This window comes from Mycobacterium europaeum (genome assembly GCF_002102155.1).
GTDB lineage: Bacteria > Actinomycetota > Actinomycetes > Mycobacteriales > Mycobacteriaceae > Mycobacterium > Mycobacterium europaeum.
On sequence record NZ_LQOU01000028.1, the window covers coordinates 89,303 to 104,898 of the forward strand.

The window sequence follows — 15,596 nt, forward strand, 5'->3', positions numbered from 1 at the left end:
CTCGGAAGGGTATGGCGGAGGCGGACGGGAATCGAACCCGCCAGCGGCAGCGTCTGCCGTTCGACGGTTTTGAAGACCGCGCCGATCACCAGACCGGACACGCCTCCTCGGACCATGCAGTCAATTATGTATTCCGTGACCTACCGGCTGACTCAGTACGCCCACGGCGGCGGCTGCGCGTGCAAGATCCCGCCCGGCGAGCTCGAGGAGGTGGTCCGCGGGCTGGGGGCGTCACCGGGCGTCGCGCCGCGCGACCCGGTCGGTGAGTTGCTGGTCGGGCTGGAGCACGGCGACGACGCGGCCGCGGTGCGGATCGCCGACGGCACGGCGCTGATCGCCACGACGGATTTCTTCACCCCGGTGGTCGACGACGCCTACGACTGGGGGCGCATCGCGGCCACCAACGCGCTGTCCGACGTCTACGCGATGGGCGGGCGTCCGGTGGTGGCGGTGAACCTGCTGGGCTGGCCGCGCGACGTGTTGCCGTTCGAGCTGGCCGCCGAGACGCTGCGCGGCGGCCTGGACGTCTGCGCCCTGGCCGGCTGCCACCTCGCCGGCGGGCACAGCGTCGACGACCCCGAGCCCAAATACGGGCTGGCCGTCACCGGGATCGCGGACCCGAACCGGTTGCTGCGCAACGACTCCGGCAAACCCGGCCTGCCGCTGTCGCTGACCAAACCGCTCGGCGTCGGCGTGCTCAACAGCCGGCACAAGGCCACCGGCGAGCGCTTCGAACAGGCGATCCGGGTGATGACCACGCTCAATGCCGACGCGGCCGCCGCCGCGCTGGCCGCCGGTGCCGAATGTGCCACGGACATCACCGGTTTCGGCCTGCTCGGGCACCTGCACAAGCTGGCGCGGGCCAGCGGCGTCACGGCGATCGTCGACGCGGCGGCGGTGCCCTACCTGGAGGGGGCGCGGGAGGCGCTGGCGGCCGGCTACGTCAGCGGGGGCACGCGGCGCAACCTGGACTGGGTGGCCCCGCACGCCGACCTGTCCGCGGTCGGGGAACAGGACGCCCTGTTGCTCGCCGACGCGCAGACCTCGGGCGGGCTGCTGGTCGCCGGTGAGGTACCGGGCGCCCCGGTGATCGGTGAGCTGGTGCCGCGCGGCGAGCACACGATCGTGGTGCGGTGAACCGAGCGGGGTTTCGCCGCCGCGCACTAGGGTAAAGGTCATGGCTATGCGCAAGCTTTTCCTGGAATGGCCCGTCGTGCGTCAGCTGCGTTCGGGCGACAAGCTCGGCCGCGGATCCGCCGTGACCTCGAAGCGCACCCGCGCCGTCACGCCGCGCACGACGACGGCCGACCGGGTGGTGCAGAGCATCTGCCCGTATTGCGCGGTGGGGTGCGGGCAGCGGGTGTACGTCAAGGACGAGCGGGTCGTCCAGATCGAGGGCGACCCGGACTCGCCGATCTCGCGAGGACGCTTGTGCCCCAAGGGCGCTGCCAGTGAACAGCTGGTGAACTCGCCGGGCCGGCAGCTGCAGGTGCTCTACCGCGCGCCGCGGGCGACCGAATGGCAGCCCCTCGAGCTGGACACCGCGATCGACATGATCGCCGACCGGTTCGTCGAGTCCCGCCGCCACACCTGGCAGGACATCGACAAGAAGGGCAGCCTGCTGCGCCGCACCATGGGCATCGCCGCGCTGGGCGGGGCGACGCTGGACAACGAAGAGAACTACCTCATCAAGAAGCTCTTCACCGCCGCGGGCGCCATTCAGATCGAGAACCAAGCCCGCATTTGACACTCCGCCACGGTTCCCGGTCTGGGAGCCTCCTTCGGGCGCGGCGGCGCCACTCAAACACTGCAGGACATGGCGAACGCCGATTGCATCGTCATCCAGGGCTCCAACATGGCCGAGTGCCACCCGGTGGGTTTCCAGTGGGTGGAGGAGGCCCGGGCCCGCGGCGCGCGGGTGATCCACGTGGACCCGCGCTTCACCCGCACCTCGGCGGTGTCGGACAAACACATCCCCATCCGGGCCGGTTCGGACGTGGTGCTGCTGGGCGCGTTGATCAACCACGTCCTCAGCAATGACCTGTGGTTCTCCGAGTACGTCATCGCGTACACGAACGCCGCCACGTTGATCAACGAGAAGTTCAGGGACACCGAGGATCTCAACGGGCTGTTCTCCGGCTTCGACCCCGAGACCGGGCAGTACGACACGTCGACGTGGGCGTACGAGCAGGAGAGCAACGGCCAGGTCGAGTCAGCTGGCGGTGGCCACACCCACGGCGGCACCGCATCGGCGAGCGCGGCGGGCGACGAGCACGGCAGCGGCGGCCCGCCGCTCGCGCACGCCAAGGTGAAGCGCGACGAAACCCTGCAGCACCCGCGCACCGTCTTCCAGATCCTCAAGCGCCACTACGCCCGCTACACCCCGGAGATGGTCACCGACGTGTGTGGCATCTCCCGCGCCGACTTCGACTACCTCGCGGGATCCATCGTCGAGAACTCCGGGCGCGAACGCACCACCTGCTTCGCCTACGCCGTCGGCTGGACGCAGCACACCCTCGGCGCCCAATTCATCCGCACCGCAACCATTTTGCAGCTCCTGCTGGGCAACGTGGGCCGTCCGGGCAGCGGCATCATGGCGCTGCGCGGCCACGCCACCATCCAGGGGTCCACCGACATCCCGACGCTGTTCAACCTGCTTCCGGGCTACCTGCCCATGCCCAAGGCGGGCATGCACGACACGCTGGCCGACTATCTCGACACGGTGGGATCGAAGAAACAGAAGGGCTTTTGGGCCAACGCCGACACCTACGCGATCAGCCTGCTCAAGGCGTGGTGGGGCGAGGCGGCCACGCGGGACAACGACTGGGCCTACGACTACCTGCCCCGGCTGTCCGGCCCGCACGGCACCTATCAGACCGTGATGGGCATGCTGGCCGACGAGGTCGAGGGCTACTTCCTGCTGGGCCAGAACCCGGCGGTCGGATCGGCGCACGGCCGCATGCAGCGCCTCGGCATGTCCCACCTCAAGTGGCTGGTGGTTCGCGACCTCAACCTCATCGAGTCGGCCACCTGGTGGAAGGACGGGCCCGAGATCGCCTCCGGCGAACTGAAAGCCGAGGACATCGAGACCGAGGTGTTTTTCCTGCCCGCGGCCACGCACGTGGAGAAGGCGGGATCGTTCACGCAGACGCAGCGGCTGGTGCAGTGGCGCCACAAGGCGGTCGAACCGCCGGGACAGTGTCAGAGCGAGCTGGCGTTCTTCTACGAGCTGGGCAAGCGCATCAGGCAGCGGCTCGCCGGCTCGACCGACGAGCGCGACCGGCCGCTGCTGGACCTGACGTGGGACTACCCGGAGGACGAAAACGGCGAGCCGGACGGTGAAGCCGTGCTCGCCGAAATCAACGGCTATCACGTCAGTAGCGGCGGCGCGCCGCGAAAACCCCTGTCGTCCTACACCGAGTTGCGCGCCGACGGCTCGACCGCCGCGGGGTGCTGGATCTACACGGGCGTCTACGCGAACGCCACCAACCAGGCCGCCCGCCGCGTCCCGCACGGCGGACCCTCACCGAGCCAGCATGAGTGGGGCTGGGCGTGGCCGGCCGACCGGCGAATTCTGTACAACCGCGCGTCGGCCGACCCGGACGGCAAGCCCTGGAGCGAACGCAAGAAATACGTCTGGTGGGACGCGGATCAGCACCGCTGGGTCGGCTACGACGTGCCCGACTTCGTGGCCGACCGGGCGCCGGGCAGCCGGCCCGATCCCGACGTGGGCGGTCCCGACGCGCTCGCCGGGGACGACCCGTTCATCATGCAGGCCGACGGCAAGGGCTGGCTGTTCGCGCCCAAGGGTTTGGTCGACGGGCCGTTGCCCACGCACTACGAACCGCAGGAATCCCCGGTCGCCAACGCGTTGTACCCCCAGCAGCGCAACCCGGGGCGAATCACCTTCCCGCGCAAGGACAATCTCAGCGCGCCCAGCGCCGGCGAGCCGGGCGCCGACGTGTACCCGTACGTGTTCACCACCTACCGGCTCACCGAGCACCACACCGCCGGCGGGATGAGCCGGTGGCTGCCCTACCTGTCGGAGCTGCAGCCGGAGATGTTCTGCGAGGTGTCCCCGGAGCTGGCCGCCGAACGCGGCCTCGAGCCCTATGGGTGGGCCACGATCGTGTCGCCGCGCGCGGCGATCGAGGCGCGGGTCCTGGTCACCAAACGCGTTGCGCCGCTGGTGATCAACGGTCACACCGTGCACCAGATCGGGCTGCCGTATCACTGGGGCGTCGGCGGCGACGCCGTCGTCAGCGGGGACGCGGCCAACGACCTGCTCGGCGTGACGCTGGACCCCAACGTGCAGATCCAGGAGTCGAAGGCCGGCTCGTGTGACATCCGGCCGGGGCGCCGGCCGCAGGGCGAGGACCTGCTGCGGCTGATCGCCGAGTATCAGTCCCGCTCGGGGGCCACCGCCGAGACCGGCAACGTGCGCATCGACGACGGCGTCTGGGAAGGGGGAGCCGATGGGTCAGCTGAGCGGACCGACCGACGCGACGAGTGACGCCGGCTGGGCAGAACCCAAGCCACGCAAGGGATTCTTCACCGACACCTCGATCTGCATCGGCTGCAAGGCCTGCGAGGTCGCGTGCAAGGAGTGGAACCGCAACCCTCGCGACGGCGACCTCGAGCTGCTGGGTTCCTCCTATGACAACACCGGCGCGCTGGGCGCCAGCACCTGGCGGCACGTCGCCTTCATCGAGCAGGGCCGCGACCGCATCGAGGAGGCGCGCGAATCCGGGCGCGCCCTGACCGATTTGGGCATGCCGGCTGTTCCCGGCAACGGCAACGGCAATGGCAATGGCAACGGCGGCGGCGCCGCCGCGCCGCGACCGGACCTCACGCCGCCCGACACCCCGGAGTTCCGCTGGCTGATGTCGTCGGACGTGTGCAAGCACTGCACGCACGCCGGCTGCCTGGACGTCTGCCCGACGGGGGCGTTGTTCCGCACTGAGTTCGGCACCGTCGTCGTGCAGGACGATGTCTGCAACGGGTGTGGCACCTGCGTGGCCGGGTGCCCGTTCGGCGTGGTCGAACGCCGCAGCGACGGCACCTATGCGACGCCCGCGCAGCGGCCGGGCCGCCCGACCGAGCCGTTCGTCACCGGCGTCGCCCAGAAGTGCACGCTGTGCTACGACCGCCTCGTCGAGGACCAGATCCCGGCGTGCGCGCAGACCTGCCCCACGACGTCGATCAAGTTCGGCGACCACGACGACCTGGTGGTCCAGGCGCGCGAACGGGTCGCCGCGCTGCGCGCCCAGGGGCTCACGGAGGCCCGCCTCTACGGGGCCAACGAGCACGACGGCGTGGGCGGCACCGGGTCGATCTTCCTGCTGCTCGACGAGCCGGAGGTCTACGGCTTGCCGCCCGACCCGCGCGTGTGCACGGCCGACCTGCCCCAGATGTTCAAACGAGCGGGCGTGGCCGCGGCGGGCATGTTCGCCGCCGCGGCGCTGGCCTTCTGGAAAGGCCGGTGAAAAGCCCATGAGCACTTCGGAATACGACAGCCTGCGCCCGCCGGAGCCCGCCGGCGGCCGACGCAAGCGGCAGCGCAAGGGCCGCCGCGGCGGCGGCGACGGTTCGCGCGAGATGCCGATGGTGCCCGAAGCCGAGTTCAGCTCCTATTACGGGCGTCCGGTGGTCAAGCCCCCGCCGTGGGAGTCCGAGGTGGCCGCGTACCTGTTCCTGGGCGGCGTCGCGGGCGGATCCGGCCTGCTGGCGGCCGGCGCGCAGCTCACCGGCCGCACCCAGCTGCGCCGCAACGCCCGCCTGACCGGCTTGGCGGCCGTCTTGCTCAGCCTCGTCGCGCTGGTGAAGGACCTGGGCCGGCCCGAGCGGTTCCTGCACATGCTGCGCACGTTCAAGCTCACCTCGCCGATGAACCTCGGCTCGTGGATCCTGAGCGCCTTCGGCGCCGGGATCGGGGTGGCCGCCGCGGCCGAGGTCGATCGGATGACGGGGGAGCGGCTACCGCTGGGCCCGCTGCGGCCGGTGCTGCGCGCCGTCGAGGGATCGGCCGGCCTGGAGGCGGCGCTCCTCGCCCCGCCGCTGGCCGTCTACACCGCGGTGCTGCTGTCCGACACAGCGACCCCGACGTGGAACGCCGCCCACGAGGACCTGCCGTTCGTGTTCGTCAGTTCGGCCGGCCTGGCCGCGTCGGGGTTGGCGATGGTCACCACCCCGGTCGCCGAGGCCGGCCCGGCCCGCGCGCTGGCCGTGTTCGGCGTGCTCGGCGACCTGGTGGCGACGAGGGTGATGGAGCGGCGGATGGACCCGGTCGCCGCCGAGCCGCTGCACCACGGCGCCCCGGGCCGGATGCTGCGGTGGAGCGAGCGGCTGGTGATCGCCGGCGGGTTGGGCACGCTGCTCGGTGGCCGCAACCGCGGCGTCGCGGCCGTGTCCGGCCTGGCGCTGGCGACGGCGTCCGCGCTGACCCGCTTCGGTGTGTTCGAGGCGGGCCTGGAATCGGCCCGCCACCCCCGCTACACGATCGAGCCGCAGAAGCGCCGGCTGGCGGCGCGCCGGGCGGCGGGCCTCGCGGACGACTCGATCACCACCGCGGGCTGAACTTGCCCGTGCCGCCGCCGTAACGCCGCGGCGATTTCCGGGCCGTGTTTTCGCCCCGCCGTTACGCCCGCGGAGGCGACTGAGGCGGTTTGAGCCCGCGGCACCGGGGTAATCCTGGCGCTATGACGCATTTTGGCTACACTCTGATGACCGAACAGAGTGGACCCAAAGACCTTGTCCGCCAAGCTGTTTCCGCTGAGGAACGCGGTTTCGACTTCGAGGTGTGCAGCGACCACTTCTCGCCGTGGCTGACGTCGCAGGGGCATGCGCCCAACGCCTGGACGGTGCTGGGCGCGGTGGCGCACGCCACCGAACGGGTGGACCTCTACACCTATGTGACATGCCCGACGATGCGCTATCACCCGGCCGTCGTCGCCCAGCAGGCCGCCACCGTGCAGATCCTGTCCGACGGCCGGTTCACGCTCGGCCTCGGGACCGGGGAGAACCTCAATGAGCACATCGTCGGCAGGGGCTGGCCCACCGTCGAGCGCCGTCAGGACATGCTGCGCGAAGCGATCAAGATCATCCGCGAGCTGTTCGGCGGCCAGCTGGTGAACTTCAGGGGCGACTACTTCCAGGTGGACTCCGCACGGTTGTGGGACGTGCCGGAGATCCCGGTCGGCATCGCGGTGGCGATGGGCGGCGCCAAGGCCATCGACAAATTCGGCCGGCTGGCCGACCACTTTGTTGCGGTCGAGCCGGACGGCGAGCTCGTCGACGCCTGGCACGCCGCGCGGCAGGCCGCCAACCTCGCCGGCGGCGGCCGTGTCGTCGGCCAGATCCCGGTGTGCTGGGACCCCGACCGCGACACCGCCATCGAACGCGCCCACGACCAGTTCCGCTGGTTCGCCGGTGGCTGGAAGGTCAACGCGGACCTGCCGACGCCGGCGGGCTTCGCCGGCGCCACCCAGTTCGTCCGCCCCGAGGACGTGGCCGAGTCCATCCCCTGCGGCCCCGACCTCGACGCGATCGTCGAGGCCGTCCGGCCCTACTGGGAAGCCGGGTTCACCGACGTGGCGCTCGTCCAGGTCGGCGGCGAATCCCAGGACCTCTTCCTCAAAGAAGCCGCCGAACCTTTGCTTGCCGCACTGCGCGGCGCAGCAAACTGATCCCAGGTTTGGGCGGTATCTGCCCGGGTATCCGGCTTTGGTCGTGCGCCCAGTGAGTACCGGTGAGTGCGGCGCGTGAAGGCCGGCAAGCAGAGCCGAGAACCTGTAGATCCGCAAAGCGGCTGTCGGTCAGCAACTTTGCCCGATATGTGGTCCACCGCAAGGCAAGGAGAGCTGACGATGGGCGATCGATCCGCCAACACCACCTCGGCTTTGGTGAAGGCACTCAGCGTCGCCAGTTTCGGACTGGGGCTGAGCGAGCTGGTGGCCCCCGGAAAAGTTGCTGCCGTGGCGGGTGTCGACGACACCGCCCGGTCGCGGCGGGTCATCCGCGCGCTGGGTGCGCGGGAATGCGCCTACGATCGCGTCAAGCAGGCCGCCCGGATGGAAACCGAACGGCCGCATGCCATTCGGGAAGCGGCGATGAGCTGCCGCAACGGCGGGACGATTTCCATCGTCGGTGTGTACGGCGGCCTGATGGACAAGTTTCCCATCGGGGCGGTGATGAACCGGTCGCTCACCATCAAGACCGGACAGTGTCACGTGCACCGCTTCATGCGCCCGCTGTTGGACCGGATTCGCAACGGCGCCATCGACCCCACCATCATCGTCAGCCATCATCTGACGCTTGACCAGGCGCCCCATGGATATGAGGTCTTTCAAGAACAAAGAGGACCGCTGCACCAAAGTCATCCTCAATCCGAGCTGACCGCAAGAATGGGAAAGGGGAATAGTCATGGCGAATGAATTGCAGGGCAAGAAAGTCGCGATTCTCGCCGCCGACGGCGTCGAGAAGGTGGAACTCGAGCAGCCCCGTTCGGCGCTCGAGGCGGCAGGCGCCCAGGTCGAGCTGCTCTCGCTGAAGACGGGTGAAATCCAGGCCCGCAACCACGATCTCGAGCCGGCCGGAACCTTCAAAGTCGACCGGGCGGTGTCTGACGCCTCGGTATCCGAATTCGACGGCCTGGTGCTTCCGGGCGGCACCGTCAATCCGGACAAGCTGCGGATGGACAGCTCCGCCGTCTCCTTCGTGCGCGACTTCGTCTCCTCCGGAAAGCTGGTCGCCGCGATTTGTCACGGGCCCTGGACGCTGCTGGAAGCCGGTGTGGCAAAGGGTCGGACGCTCACGTCGTATCCCTCCATCCGTACCGACCTGCGCAACGCGGGGGCGAACGTGGTGGACGAGGAGGTCGTGGTCGACGGCAATGTGATCACCAGTCGCTCACCGAAAGACCTCCCCGCGTTTTGCGCGACCATCGTGCAGCAATTCGCCCACGCCCCTGCGAGTTAGCGGGAAATGGCCTTTCCGCACGCCGTTTGAACCCATCGGTTTGCGGGCATTACACAGGCCAAGCAGTGATCGCCGCGGCGATCCGTCGAAAGGCCAGATTTGACCACAACATATCCCGGACCCGCTGTTTCTGCTGCGTCGAACGTTTATCAGCCACAAGAGGATTCCCGGTTGCTGGTGGATGTGATGAGCGAGAGCGGACTCGTTCCGGGGCGGCGCGTTCTCGACTTGTGCACGGGTAGCGGATTTGTCGCGATCGCCGCAGCAGAGATGGGTGGCGCCGACGTCACCGCCTTCGACATCTGCCCGCACGCGGTGGGCTGTTCGCGCGGCAACGCCGTCGCCGCCGGCGTGCATCTCGACGTCCGCAACGGCACGTGGAGCGACGCGCTCGACTGCGCGCCGTTCGACGTCGTGGTGTCCAACCCGCCGTACGTGCCGGCACCGCCGCACGACGACACGGCGGCGATCCCGCCCGGCGCGGGGCCGTCATGGGCATGGAACGCCGGCCCGGACGGGCGGATGGTGCTCGATCCGCTGTGCGAGGCGGCGCCCAAGTTGCTCTGCGACGGCGGAACACTGCTTCTGGTGCACTCCGCGCTCGCCGGTGTCCAGCAGTCGCTGGATTCCCTGAAGTGGGCCGGCATGGACGCGAAAGTCGTTGCGTCGAAATGGATACCGTTTGGTCCCGTGATGACCGCGCGAGCGGCCTGGCTGGAGAGCGTCGGGTTGATACCGCCCGGGCGCCGGGAAGAGGAGCTGATCGTGATCCGGGCGGACAAGCGGTGACCGGGACCCGGGTACAGGTGGTTGCGGGCGGGCCGGTGCTGGTGGCCGGCCCGGTGCGCATCGAGATGCCCAACGGGGAGGTCGTCGAATCCGACCGGTTCATGGTGGCGATCTGCACCTGCCGGCGCAGTGACACGTATCCGTTGTGCGACACCAGCCATCGGCGGTGCCGCGATCTGAACCGGCGGACGCCTAGTCCAGCGGCCTCCGCAACGACGTCCGACCCTGCTGCCACGACGCCATAACCGCGTCGGCCAAGCGGTTTTCGACCGCGGCGTGCGCGCGGATCCCGAACACGATGTCGCGATCGAGCTGTGGTTCCCGGGCGACGAGGTCGCCGACCACATCGATGCGCACCACGTGCTCGTGCACCGCGTCGGCCTCGACGTGCTCGGCGTAGAACTCCACACACGCCGACGGTGCCCCCATCCGCTGCAGGGCGTGCACCATCCGCCGGGACCCCGGCGGCGAGGTGATCTCGGTCGACGCGAAATGGCCTATGGCGGCCCCACGCAATTCGCGGTGCAGCCCGAAGAGCGACATCAGGTTCACCGCGGCCAGCGCCTCGGCGGTGACCACGTCCGCGTAGGCCAGGTACGTCGTGTCGAGGCCCGCGGCCGCCATCAGATCGGCGAAGAGCTGCTGATGCAACCGGGGACCGTGCCCGGCGCCGTATTCGTCGAATTCGATTGCCACGAAAGCCGCTTTCGCGACGCCCAGCAGTCGCGGGATCGCCCAGGCGTGCGGATCGCCCTCTTTGAGGTGGTACACCGACCGGTGTACGAAATATTCGCGCATCTGCTGCCAGGTCCCGGTGTCGCGCAGGTAGTACGACGGGCCGGTGCCGTCGGCCGGTTCGACCGAGATGGCGTCCATTTCGGCGGCAGCGGTCTGGTCGGCCGCGATGGGCCCGACATCGCGGCGCACGCCGGCCAAGAAAACGCGTTCCAGTTCGCCGCGGAGCGTGAGCAGCGCCGGGTTCCATTCCCAGCCCGGGTCCACCCCGGCGAAGCCCCGGTAGTGCAGCTCGTAGCACATGCACAGGGCCAGCTGCAGGTCCAGCCCGTAGGGATCCGAATCGCGGACCGACGCGCCGATGCGGGCCAGGTGGTCGTGTGACGGCGGCCCCGTCAGGGCGCGCCGAACGGTGGTCGACAGCGGCCCGTGTGCCGCCGGCAGGGCGGGTTCGGTCGTGATTGATGCGCGGGTCACGCCCACGACTACCCGCAATCCGGGGCCCACAAACGGTGGGGCGCCACCGTTATCCGGCCCCGGCCGGCAGGCGAAAGGTGAGGTCGACGGTCGTTCCGGTGTCGCCGCGGTCCAGCTGCAACGTGCTGCTGAGCGCCCTCATCAGCACCAGGCCCCGACCACCGTTGCCGGGGTTGACGGCGGGTTCCTTCCACGACCCGTGGTCGCTGATCCGGGCGCGGATTTCGCCTTCGGCGAGTTCGACGTGGAGCGACATCGTGCCGGGCGGGTGCCCGACGTATGCGTGCTCGACGCAGTTCGTGCAGGCCTCATTGACCACCAACACGATGTCGGCGGCCAGTTCGTCGGGCCGGCCCGCGGCGCGCAGCCAGTCGGACAATCGATGCCGGATGCCGGCCAATTCGGCTGCCCTGGCCTCACTTTCGATCCGGAGTGGGGACGGCTGGTACCGGTAGATCACCATGGCCACGTCGTCGTCATACCCCGAAACGGGAGCCAACTCACGCAACACCGCATCGGCGACCGAATCCAAGGGCAACGTCGTCGTCTTCGCCAGCACCGCCGCGGCGCGATCGATCCCGTCGTCGATCGACTCGTGCTTGCGTTCGACCAGCCCGTCGGTGAACAACATCAGGGTCGAGCCCGGTGGCAACACCCGGCTGGCCTGCGGGCGAGGCTCGGCGCGGCGGACCGCGAGGGGCACCGACGCGGCGTCGGTCAACATCACCGTCGTGCAGGGCTCCGACCCGACGAGCACGGCGGGCATGTGGCCGGCGTTGCTGTACTGCAGAACCCCGGATTCGGTGTCCAGGACCGCCAGGAAGACGGTGGTGCAGTATGCATTCGGGATGAGCGATGCCGCCGAGTCGAGTTGCTCGAGCAACAGCGCGGGCTCGGCCCCGTTGATCAACAGCGCCCGCGCCGAACTGCGCAGCTGGCCCATGACCGCGGCCGCCGGCAGGCCGCGACCCACGCAGTCACCCACGACGATGCCGATGCGGTGATCGCCGATGGGCAGCACGTCATACCAGTCGCCGCCGATCTCCAGCGGCGGGACGGCGGGCTCGTAACGCACGGCGAAGCCCGGCGGCGGCTCCATGGTCGGGAGCAGGGCGCGCTGCAAGGTCAGCGAGGTCTCGCGGGCGCTCTCGAACTGGCGGACGTGTTGCATGGCCAGGCTGAGATGACCGACGAGGACGGTGATCAGCAGCCGGTCTTCGGCGCTGACCCAGCGGGGCGAACGCAGCTCCAGCCACAGGGCCACATCACCCGCGCCGGAGAGCACCGCCACCAACCCCGCCGCCTTGCCGGGGCTGTCGGGCCGCTCGACCGTCTTGGCTGTCAGCGGCAGCTGGTGCCGCGCGTCCTCGAAGGTGTGCCGCAACCACGGATCCAGCCTGCGCCAAGAGGTTTGGGACGGTTCGCCGGCGACCTGGACGGTGGGTTCTCCCCCGACGGCCGGCCAGGAGATCGCGATCACCCGCTGCACGTCGATCGCCGCGGTGCACTCGGCGAGGGTGATGGACAGCAGCTCGTCGACGCTCTTGGCCACCGCGACCGCCGTCGCCAACCGCAGGACCGCGCTCTCCCGCGCGGCGAAGGCCCGTTCGGCGGTGATGTCCCGAATCGTTCCCACGAAGACGTCTTGGTCGCTGCCGCTGCCCTGCACCGCGTTGATGCTGACCGTCACCCAGACCAGGTGCCCGTCGTGATGGCGGATCGGCGTCTCGTAGGCGGTGCTGCCGATGCTGCGCACCAGCGCCTGCTGTTGGGTGGCGCCCTGCTGGTCGACCAACCACGGGTGCGGCCACCGGTACGGCAGCCCCTCGGCGGGATAGCCGAGGATCTCGATGAGGGCGTTGTTCATCTCGATCACGGAGCCCTCGTGGTCGGCGACGAAGAACCCCTCCTGCAACGAATTGACCAGCGCCGTGCGGAATTTGTCGCGGTCGGCCAGCCCCTCGGCGCGAGCCCGCTCGCGGGCGTAGCGCCTGGTGCCGTCCAGGAAGCCGCGGGTGGCGATGTCGAGCGGGACCAGCATCTGCAACAGGAATTCCAGCGCGATCGGTGCGTCGATCTGGATGTCCTTGGCCAGTTCCAGGATCAGCTCGACGTGGCGCTCGATGATGGCGAGCAGGCTGACCTCTTCTTGCAGGGCCCGGCGCCCGAGCTCGTACGCCACAGCCAGACTGTCCTCGTCACGCGCCTTCAGATAGGTGCGCAGCGCCGTGGCGTACTGGGCGTGGAAGTCGTCGTCGTTCATGTCGAAGCTCCCCGATGACGAGCGGTCAGCACCATGGCGTCGTCGGTTTCCTTCGCGTCCTTGCCGAGCAGTTCTTCGGCGATGGCGACGGCGGGGGCCGCAAAGTCGATGTGGTCCAGGTAGTCTTCGGCGATCCCGTCGGTCCTCATCACCAGCAGATCGCCGGGGCGCATCGGAACCACTTGCGCCGGCCGGATTTCCGGTATGCGGTAGCCGATGATCCCCGCGGTCAGCCGCGCGCTGGCCCGGATCTGGACACCGGTGGGGGACTTGGCCACCAGTTCGGCTGTCACGTTGCCGACGCCCGTCCACGTCAGCGTGTTGGTCGCGAAGTCGACCCGGGCCAGAGTCATCGCAACGCCTCGGCTGCCGGTCAGCACGCGGTGACAGAGCTGGACCAAGACCTCGATTCGCTCGGCGCTGGAGCGTTTGACCGCTTCGACGGCCCGCAGCGCCGCGGCCGCGGCGTCCGGACCGTGGCCGAGTCCGTCCACCACGGCGAACAGGGCGGCGTCACCGCCAACGTCGACGGCGATGCCCCGATCCCCGGAGATGAACTCACTGGGCAGGGGACGGCCCGCCCGTGCCCACTCGATCGGACCGAAGCGTCCGTTCTCACGCATGGGGCGGGACCCATTTCCACATCTCGACGACCGTTCCCCGGCCGAGCGTCGATTCCACGAGCAGCCGGTCCATCAGCCGCCGGGAGCCGGGCAGGCCCATGCCCAGCCCGCGGCCGGTCGAATAACCGTCCTCCATCGCCCGTTCGATGTCGGCGATGCCCGGTCCTTCGTCCTCGGCGCGCACCACCAGGGCCTTGCGGCCCTCCCGGTCGGCGACGAAGACCCGGACCACGCCGCGGCCGGCGTAGCTGGTGATGTTTCGCGCGATCTCGGAGATCGCCGTGGCGATCATCGTGACGTCGGTCAGGGAGAACCCCAGGTCGAGCGCGAGTTGATGGCCGGCTTTGCGGACTTCGACGATGTCGTCGGAATTGTTGATGTCGACGACGATGTCAGTCTCCACCATCGCGCCCGATCGCCGGTTTGCGCTGTGTCAGTTGGCGATTCAGCAGGGCGAGGCCCTCTTCGAGGTCCAGCGCGGTGTTCATGTCGTCGAACGCCAGGCCCAGCTGGACCATCGCGAAGGCCACCTCCGGCTGCAGGCCGACGATCACCGTGTCCGCGCCGCGCAGCCGGGTCATGTGCGCGATGGTCCGCAGCGATCGGGCCGCGAAGGAGTCCATCACGTCGATGGCGGTGACGTCGACGATGATGCCCTGCGCCCGGAACCGGCTGACTCGCTCCATGAGGTCGTAGCGGAGCCGCTCGGCGTCGGAGTCGCTGAGCGCGGCCTGCACCGAGGCGATCAGGATCGCACCCTGTTTCAGGATCGGTACCGGCATGGGGCGCTCGTGTTCCTCTTGCTATCCGGTCTGCTCGCCGGTGCGGGTGACCTCGTAGCCCAGTAGGCGCTCGGCTTCCTCGATGCCGCCCTGCAGGTCGCCGACGGCGTTCATCTTCGACAGGTCCAGGCCGATGGTCACCAGCGTCAGGGCGATCTCCGAGGACAGGCCGGTGATGATGACGCTGGCGCCCATCAATCCGGACGCGTCGACCGTCTGCACCAGGTGGTTGGCCACCGTGGAGTCGATCGTGGGCACACCGGTGATGTCGATGACCACCACCTTCGCGCGGTTGGCGCGGATGGCTCTCAGCAGCTGCTCGGTGACCTGGCGGGCGCGTTGGCTGTCGAGGACGCCGATGATCGGCAGAATCAGCAGCTGTTCACGCACCTGCAACACCGGCGTCGACAGCTCCCGAATCGCCTCCTGCTGCTGGCGGATGATGCGCTCGCGTTCCTGCACGAAGCTGACCGCCACGGTGTTGGCGATGCGGTTGGCCGCCGGTTCGTAGGCGTCCAGCACCCGGTTGAGCATCTCGAATTCGGCCTGGTACTTCTCGAACAGCGAGCGTGCGAGCACGTCGCGCAGCAGCAGCACGATGCCGACCACCTCGTCGGTTTCCACCCCCCGCGGGATGATGCGTTCCGACAGGTCGCGGGCGTAGGCCTGCAGCGCCTCGACGCTACCGGTCTCGAGCACCTCGACATAGTTGTCGTAGACCGCGGTCGCCTCGGAGAACAGCTCCTCCGGCGTCATCGCGGTGAGCAGTTCGGCCTCGGTGATCCGGCGCGCCCACTCCTCGCGCAAGACGGTGCGGTTCTGCCGCAGATGCTGGACGAGCTGCGGTAACAGGCCCTCGCTGGAAATGCCTACTGCCTGCACGGTGGCGCCCGCGCCGCTGAACTCCGCCGGCGATTCTGACATGTGACCTCCCGAGTGCCGGTCCGCGCC

Annotated in this window: 15 protein-coding genes and 1 tRNA gene; 9 read left to right on the plus strand and 7 right to left on the minus strand. The window is 69.2% G+C overall.

From position 1 onward, the window contains the following. Window positions 1-12: 12 nt before the first annotated feature. Window positions 13-107, minus strand: a tRNA-Sec gene (locus AWC03_RS14495). Window positions 108-126: 19 nt separating this feature from the next. Here AWC03_RS14495 and selD point away from each other — a divergent pair. The 9 genes from selD (at window position 127) to AWC03_RS26960 (ending at window position 10,010) form a co-directional block, all read left to right on the plus strand. After that, a complete protein-coding gene (gene selD, locus AWC03_RS14500; RefSeq protein ID WP_085241342.1) occupies window positions 127-1,137 on the plus strand; it encodes a selenide, water dikinase SelD in 1,011 nt (336 codons plus the stop codon). Between the two features lie 40 nt (window positions 1,138-1,177). Then, on the plus strand, window positions 1,178-4,513 hold the full coding sequence (gene fdh / locus AWC03_RS14510; RefSeq protein WP_090418868.1) for a formate dehydrogenase: 3,336 nt from the start codon (window positions 1,178-1,180) through the stop codon (window positions 4,511-4,513). Continuing rightward, window positions 4,476-5,486 carry a 4Fe-4S dicluster domain-containing protein gene (locus AWC03_RS14515; protein WP_085241346.1) on the plus strand — a complete coding sequence of 337 codons (1,011 nt, stop codon included), beginning with the start codon at window positions 4,476-4,478 and terminating at the stop codon, window positions 5,484-5,486. Before fdh ends, AWC03_RS14515 begins: the two co-directional genes overlap by 38 nt. 7 nt (window positions 5,487-5,493) lie before the next feature. Beyond that, on the plus strand, window positions 5,494-6,576 hold the full coding sequence (nrfD, locus tag AWC03_RS14520) for an NrfD/PsrC family molybdoenzyme membrane anchor subunit (RefSeq protein WP_085241348.1): 1,083 nt from the start codon (window positions 5,494-5,496) through the stop codon (window positions 6,574-6,576). 122 nt (window positions 6,577-6,698) lie between these two features. Continuing rightward, on the plus strand, window positions 6,699-7,685 hold the full coding sequence (locus tag AWC03_RS14525; protein WP_085241349.1) for an LLM class F420-dependent oxidoreductase: 987 nt from the start codon (window positions 6,699-6,701) through the stop codon (window positions 7,683-7,685). A 180-nt stretch (window positions 7,686-7,865) separates the two neighbouring features. Further along, complete coding sequence (locus AWC03_RS27895; protein WP_249025883.1) at window positions 7,866-8,432, plus strand: MDR/zinc-dependent alcohol dehydrogenase-like family protein; 567 nt, start codon at window positions 7,866-7,868, stop codon at window positions 8,430-8,432. Next, entirely contained in the window at window positions 8,422-8,976 is a 555-nt protein-coding gene (locus AWC03_RS14535) for a type 1 glutamine amidotransferase domain-containing protein (RefSeq protein ID WP_085241351.1), read from the plus strand. Before AWC03_RS27895 ends, AWC03_RS14535 begins: the two co-directional genes overlap by 11 nt. A gap of 99 nt (window positions 8,977-9,075) precedes the next feature. After that, a complete protein-coding gene (locus tag AWC03_RS14540) occupies window positions 9,076-9,765 on the plus strand; it encodes a HemK2/MTQ2 family protein methyltransferase (protein ID WP_085241352.1) in 690 nt (229 codons plus the stop codon). Further along, window positions 9,762-10,010 carry a CDGSH iron-sulfur domain-containing protein gene (locus AWC03_RS26960; RefSeq protein ID WP_090418863.1) on the plus strand — a complete coding sequence of 83 codons (249 nt, stop codon included), beginning with the start codon at window positions 9,762-9,764 and terminating at the stop codon, window positions 10,008-10,010. Before AWC03_RS14540 ends, AWC03_RS26960 begins: the two co-directional genes overlap by 4 nt. On the opposite strand, the gene AWC03_RS14550 is transcribed toward AWC03_RS26960, so the two are convergent. From AWC03_RS14550 to AWC03_RS14575, 6 genes are read right to left on the minus strand one after another with little or no spacing between them, the layout of a single operon-like run. Then, window positions 9,958-10,977: an iron-containing redox enzyme family protein gene (locus tag AWC03_RS14550; RefSeq protein WP_085241450.1), complete on the minus strand. Its 1,020-nt coding sequence runs from the start codon at window positions 10,975-10,977 to the stop codon at window positions 9,958-9,960. The genes AWC03_RS26960 and AWC03_RS14550 overlap by 53 nt on opposite strands. Before the next feature lie 49 nt (window positions 10,978-11,026). Beyond that, window positions 11,027-13,240 (minus strand): SpoIIE family protein phosphatase, encoded by a 2,214-nt coding sequence (locus AWC03_RS14555; RefSeq protein ID WP_085241353.1) that lies wholly within the window; start codon window positions 13,238-13,240, stop codon window positions 11,027-11,029. Continuing rightward, window positions 13,237-13,863: a SpoIIE family protein phosphatase gene (locus AWC03_RS14560; protein ID WP_085241355.1), complete on the minus strand. Its 627-nt coding sequence runs from the start codon at window positions 13,861-13,863 to the stop codon at window positions 13,237-13,239. Before AWC03_RS14560 ends, AWC03_RS14555 begins: the two co-directional genes overlap by 4 nt. Next, window positions 13,856-14,266 carry an anti-sigma regulatory factor gene (locus tag AWC03_RS14565; RefSeq protein ID WP_090421343.1) on the minus strand — a complete coding sequence of 137 codons (411 nt, stop codon included), beginning with the start codon at window positions 14,264-14,266 and terminating at the stop codon, window positions 13,856-13,858. The genes AWC03_RS14560 and AWC03_RS14565 overlap by 8 nt, the downstream gene beginning before the upstream one ends. Then, entirely contained in the window at window positions 14,256-14,645 is a 390-nt protein-coding gene (locus AWC03_RS14570; RefSeq protein ID WP_085241358.1) for an STAS domain-containing protein, read from the minus strand. The genes AWC03_RS14565 and AWC03_RS14570 overlap by 11 nt, the downstream gene beginning before the upstream one ends. A gap of 21 nt (window positions 14,646-14,666) precedes the next feature. Then, window positions 14,667-15,569 (minus strand): STAS domain-containing protein, encoded by a 903-nt coding sequence (locus AWC03_RS14575; RefSeq protein ID WP_085241359.1) that lies wholly within the window; start codon window positions 15,567-15,569, stop codon window positions 14,667-14,669. Window positions 15,570-15,596: the final 27 nt, after the last annotated feature.

Coding starts and splice junctions, on each gene's coding strand:
- selD (WP_085241342.1), top strand. CDS start 127: ATGTATTCCGTGACCTACCGGCTGACTCAGTACGCCCACGGCGGCGGC.
- AWC03_RS14515 (WP_085241346.1), top strand. CDS start 4,476: ATGGGTCAGCTGAGCGGACCGACCGACGCGACGAGTGACGCCGGCTGG.
- nrfD (WP_085241348.1), top strand. CDS start 5,494: ATGAGCACTTCGGAATACGACAGCCTGCGCCCGCCGGAGCCCGCCGGC.
- AWC03_RS14525 (WP_085241349.1), top strand. CDS start 6,699: ATGACGCATTTTGGCTACACTCTGATGACCGAACAGAGTGGACCCAAA.
- AWC03_RS27895 (WP_249025883.1), top strand. CDS start 7,866: ATGGGCGATCGATCCGCCAACACCACCTCGGCTTTGGTGAAGGCACTC.
- AWC03_RS14535 (WP_085241351.1), top strand. CDS start 8,422: ATGGCGAATGAATTGCAGGGCAAGAAAGTCGCGATTCTCGCCGCCGAC.
- AWC03_RS14555 (WP_085241353.1), bottom strand. CDS start 13,240: ATGAACGACGACGACTTCCACGCCCAGTACGCCACGGCGCTGCGCACC.
- AWC03_RS14560 (WP_085241355.1), bottom strand. CDS start 13,863: ATGCGTGAGAACGGACGCTTCGGTCCGATCGAGTGGGCACGGGCGGGC.
- AWC03_RS14570 (WP_085241358.1), bottom strand. CDS start 14,645: ATGCCGGTACCGATCCTGAAACAGGGTGCGATCCTGATCGCCTCGGTG.
- AWC03_RS14575 (WP_085241359.1), bottom strand. CDS start 15,569: ATGTCAGAATCGCCGGCGGAGTTCAGCGGCGCGGGCGCCACCGTGCAG.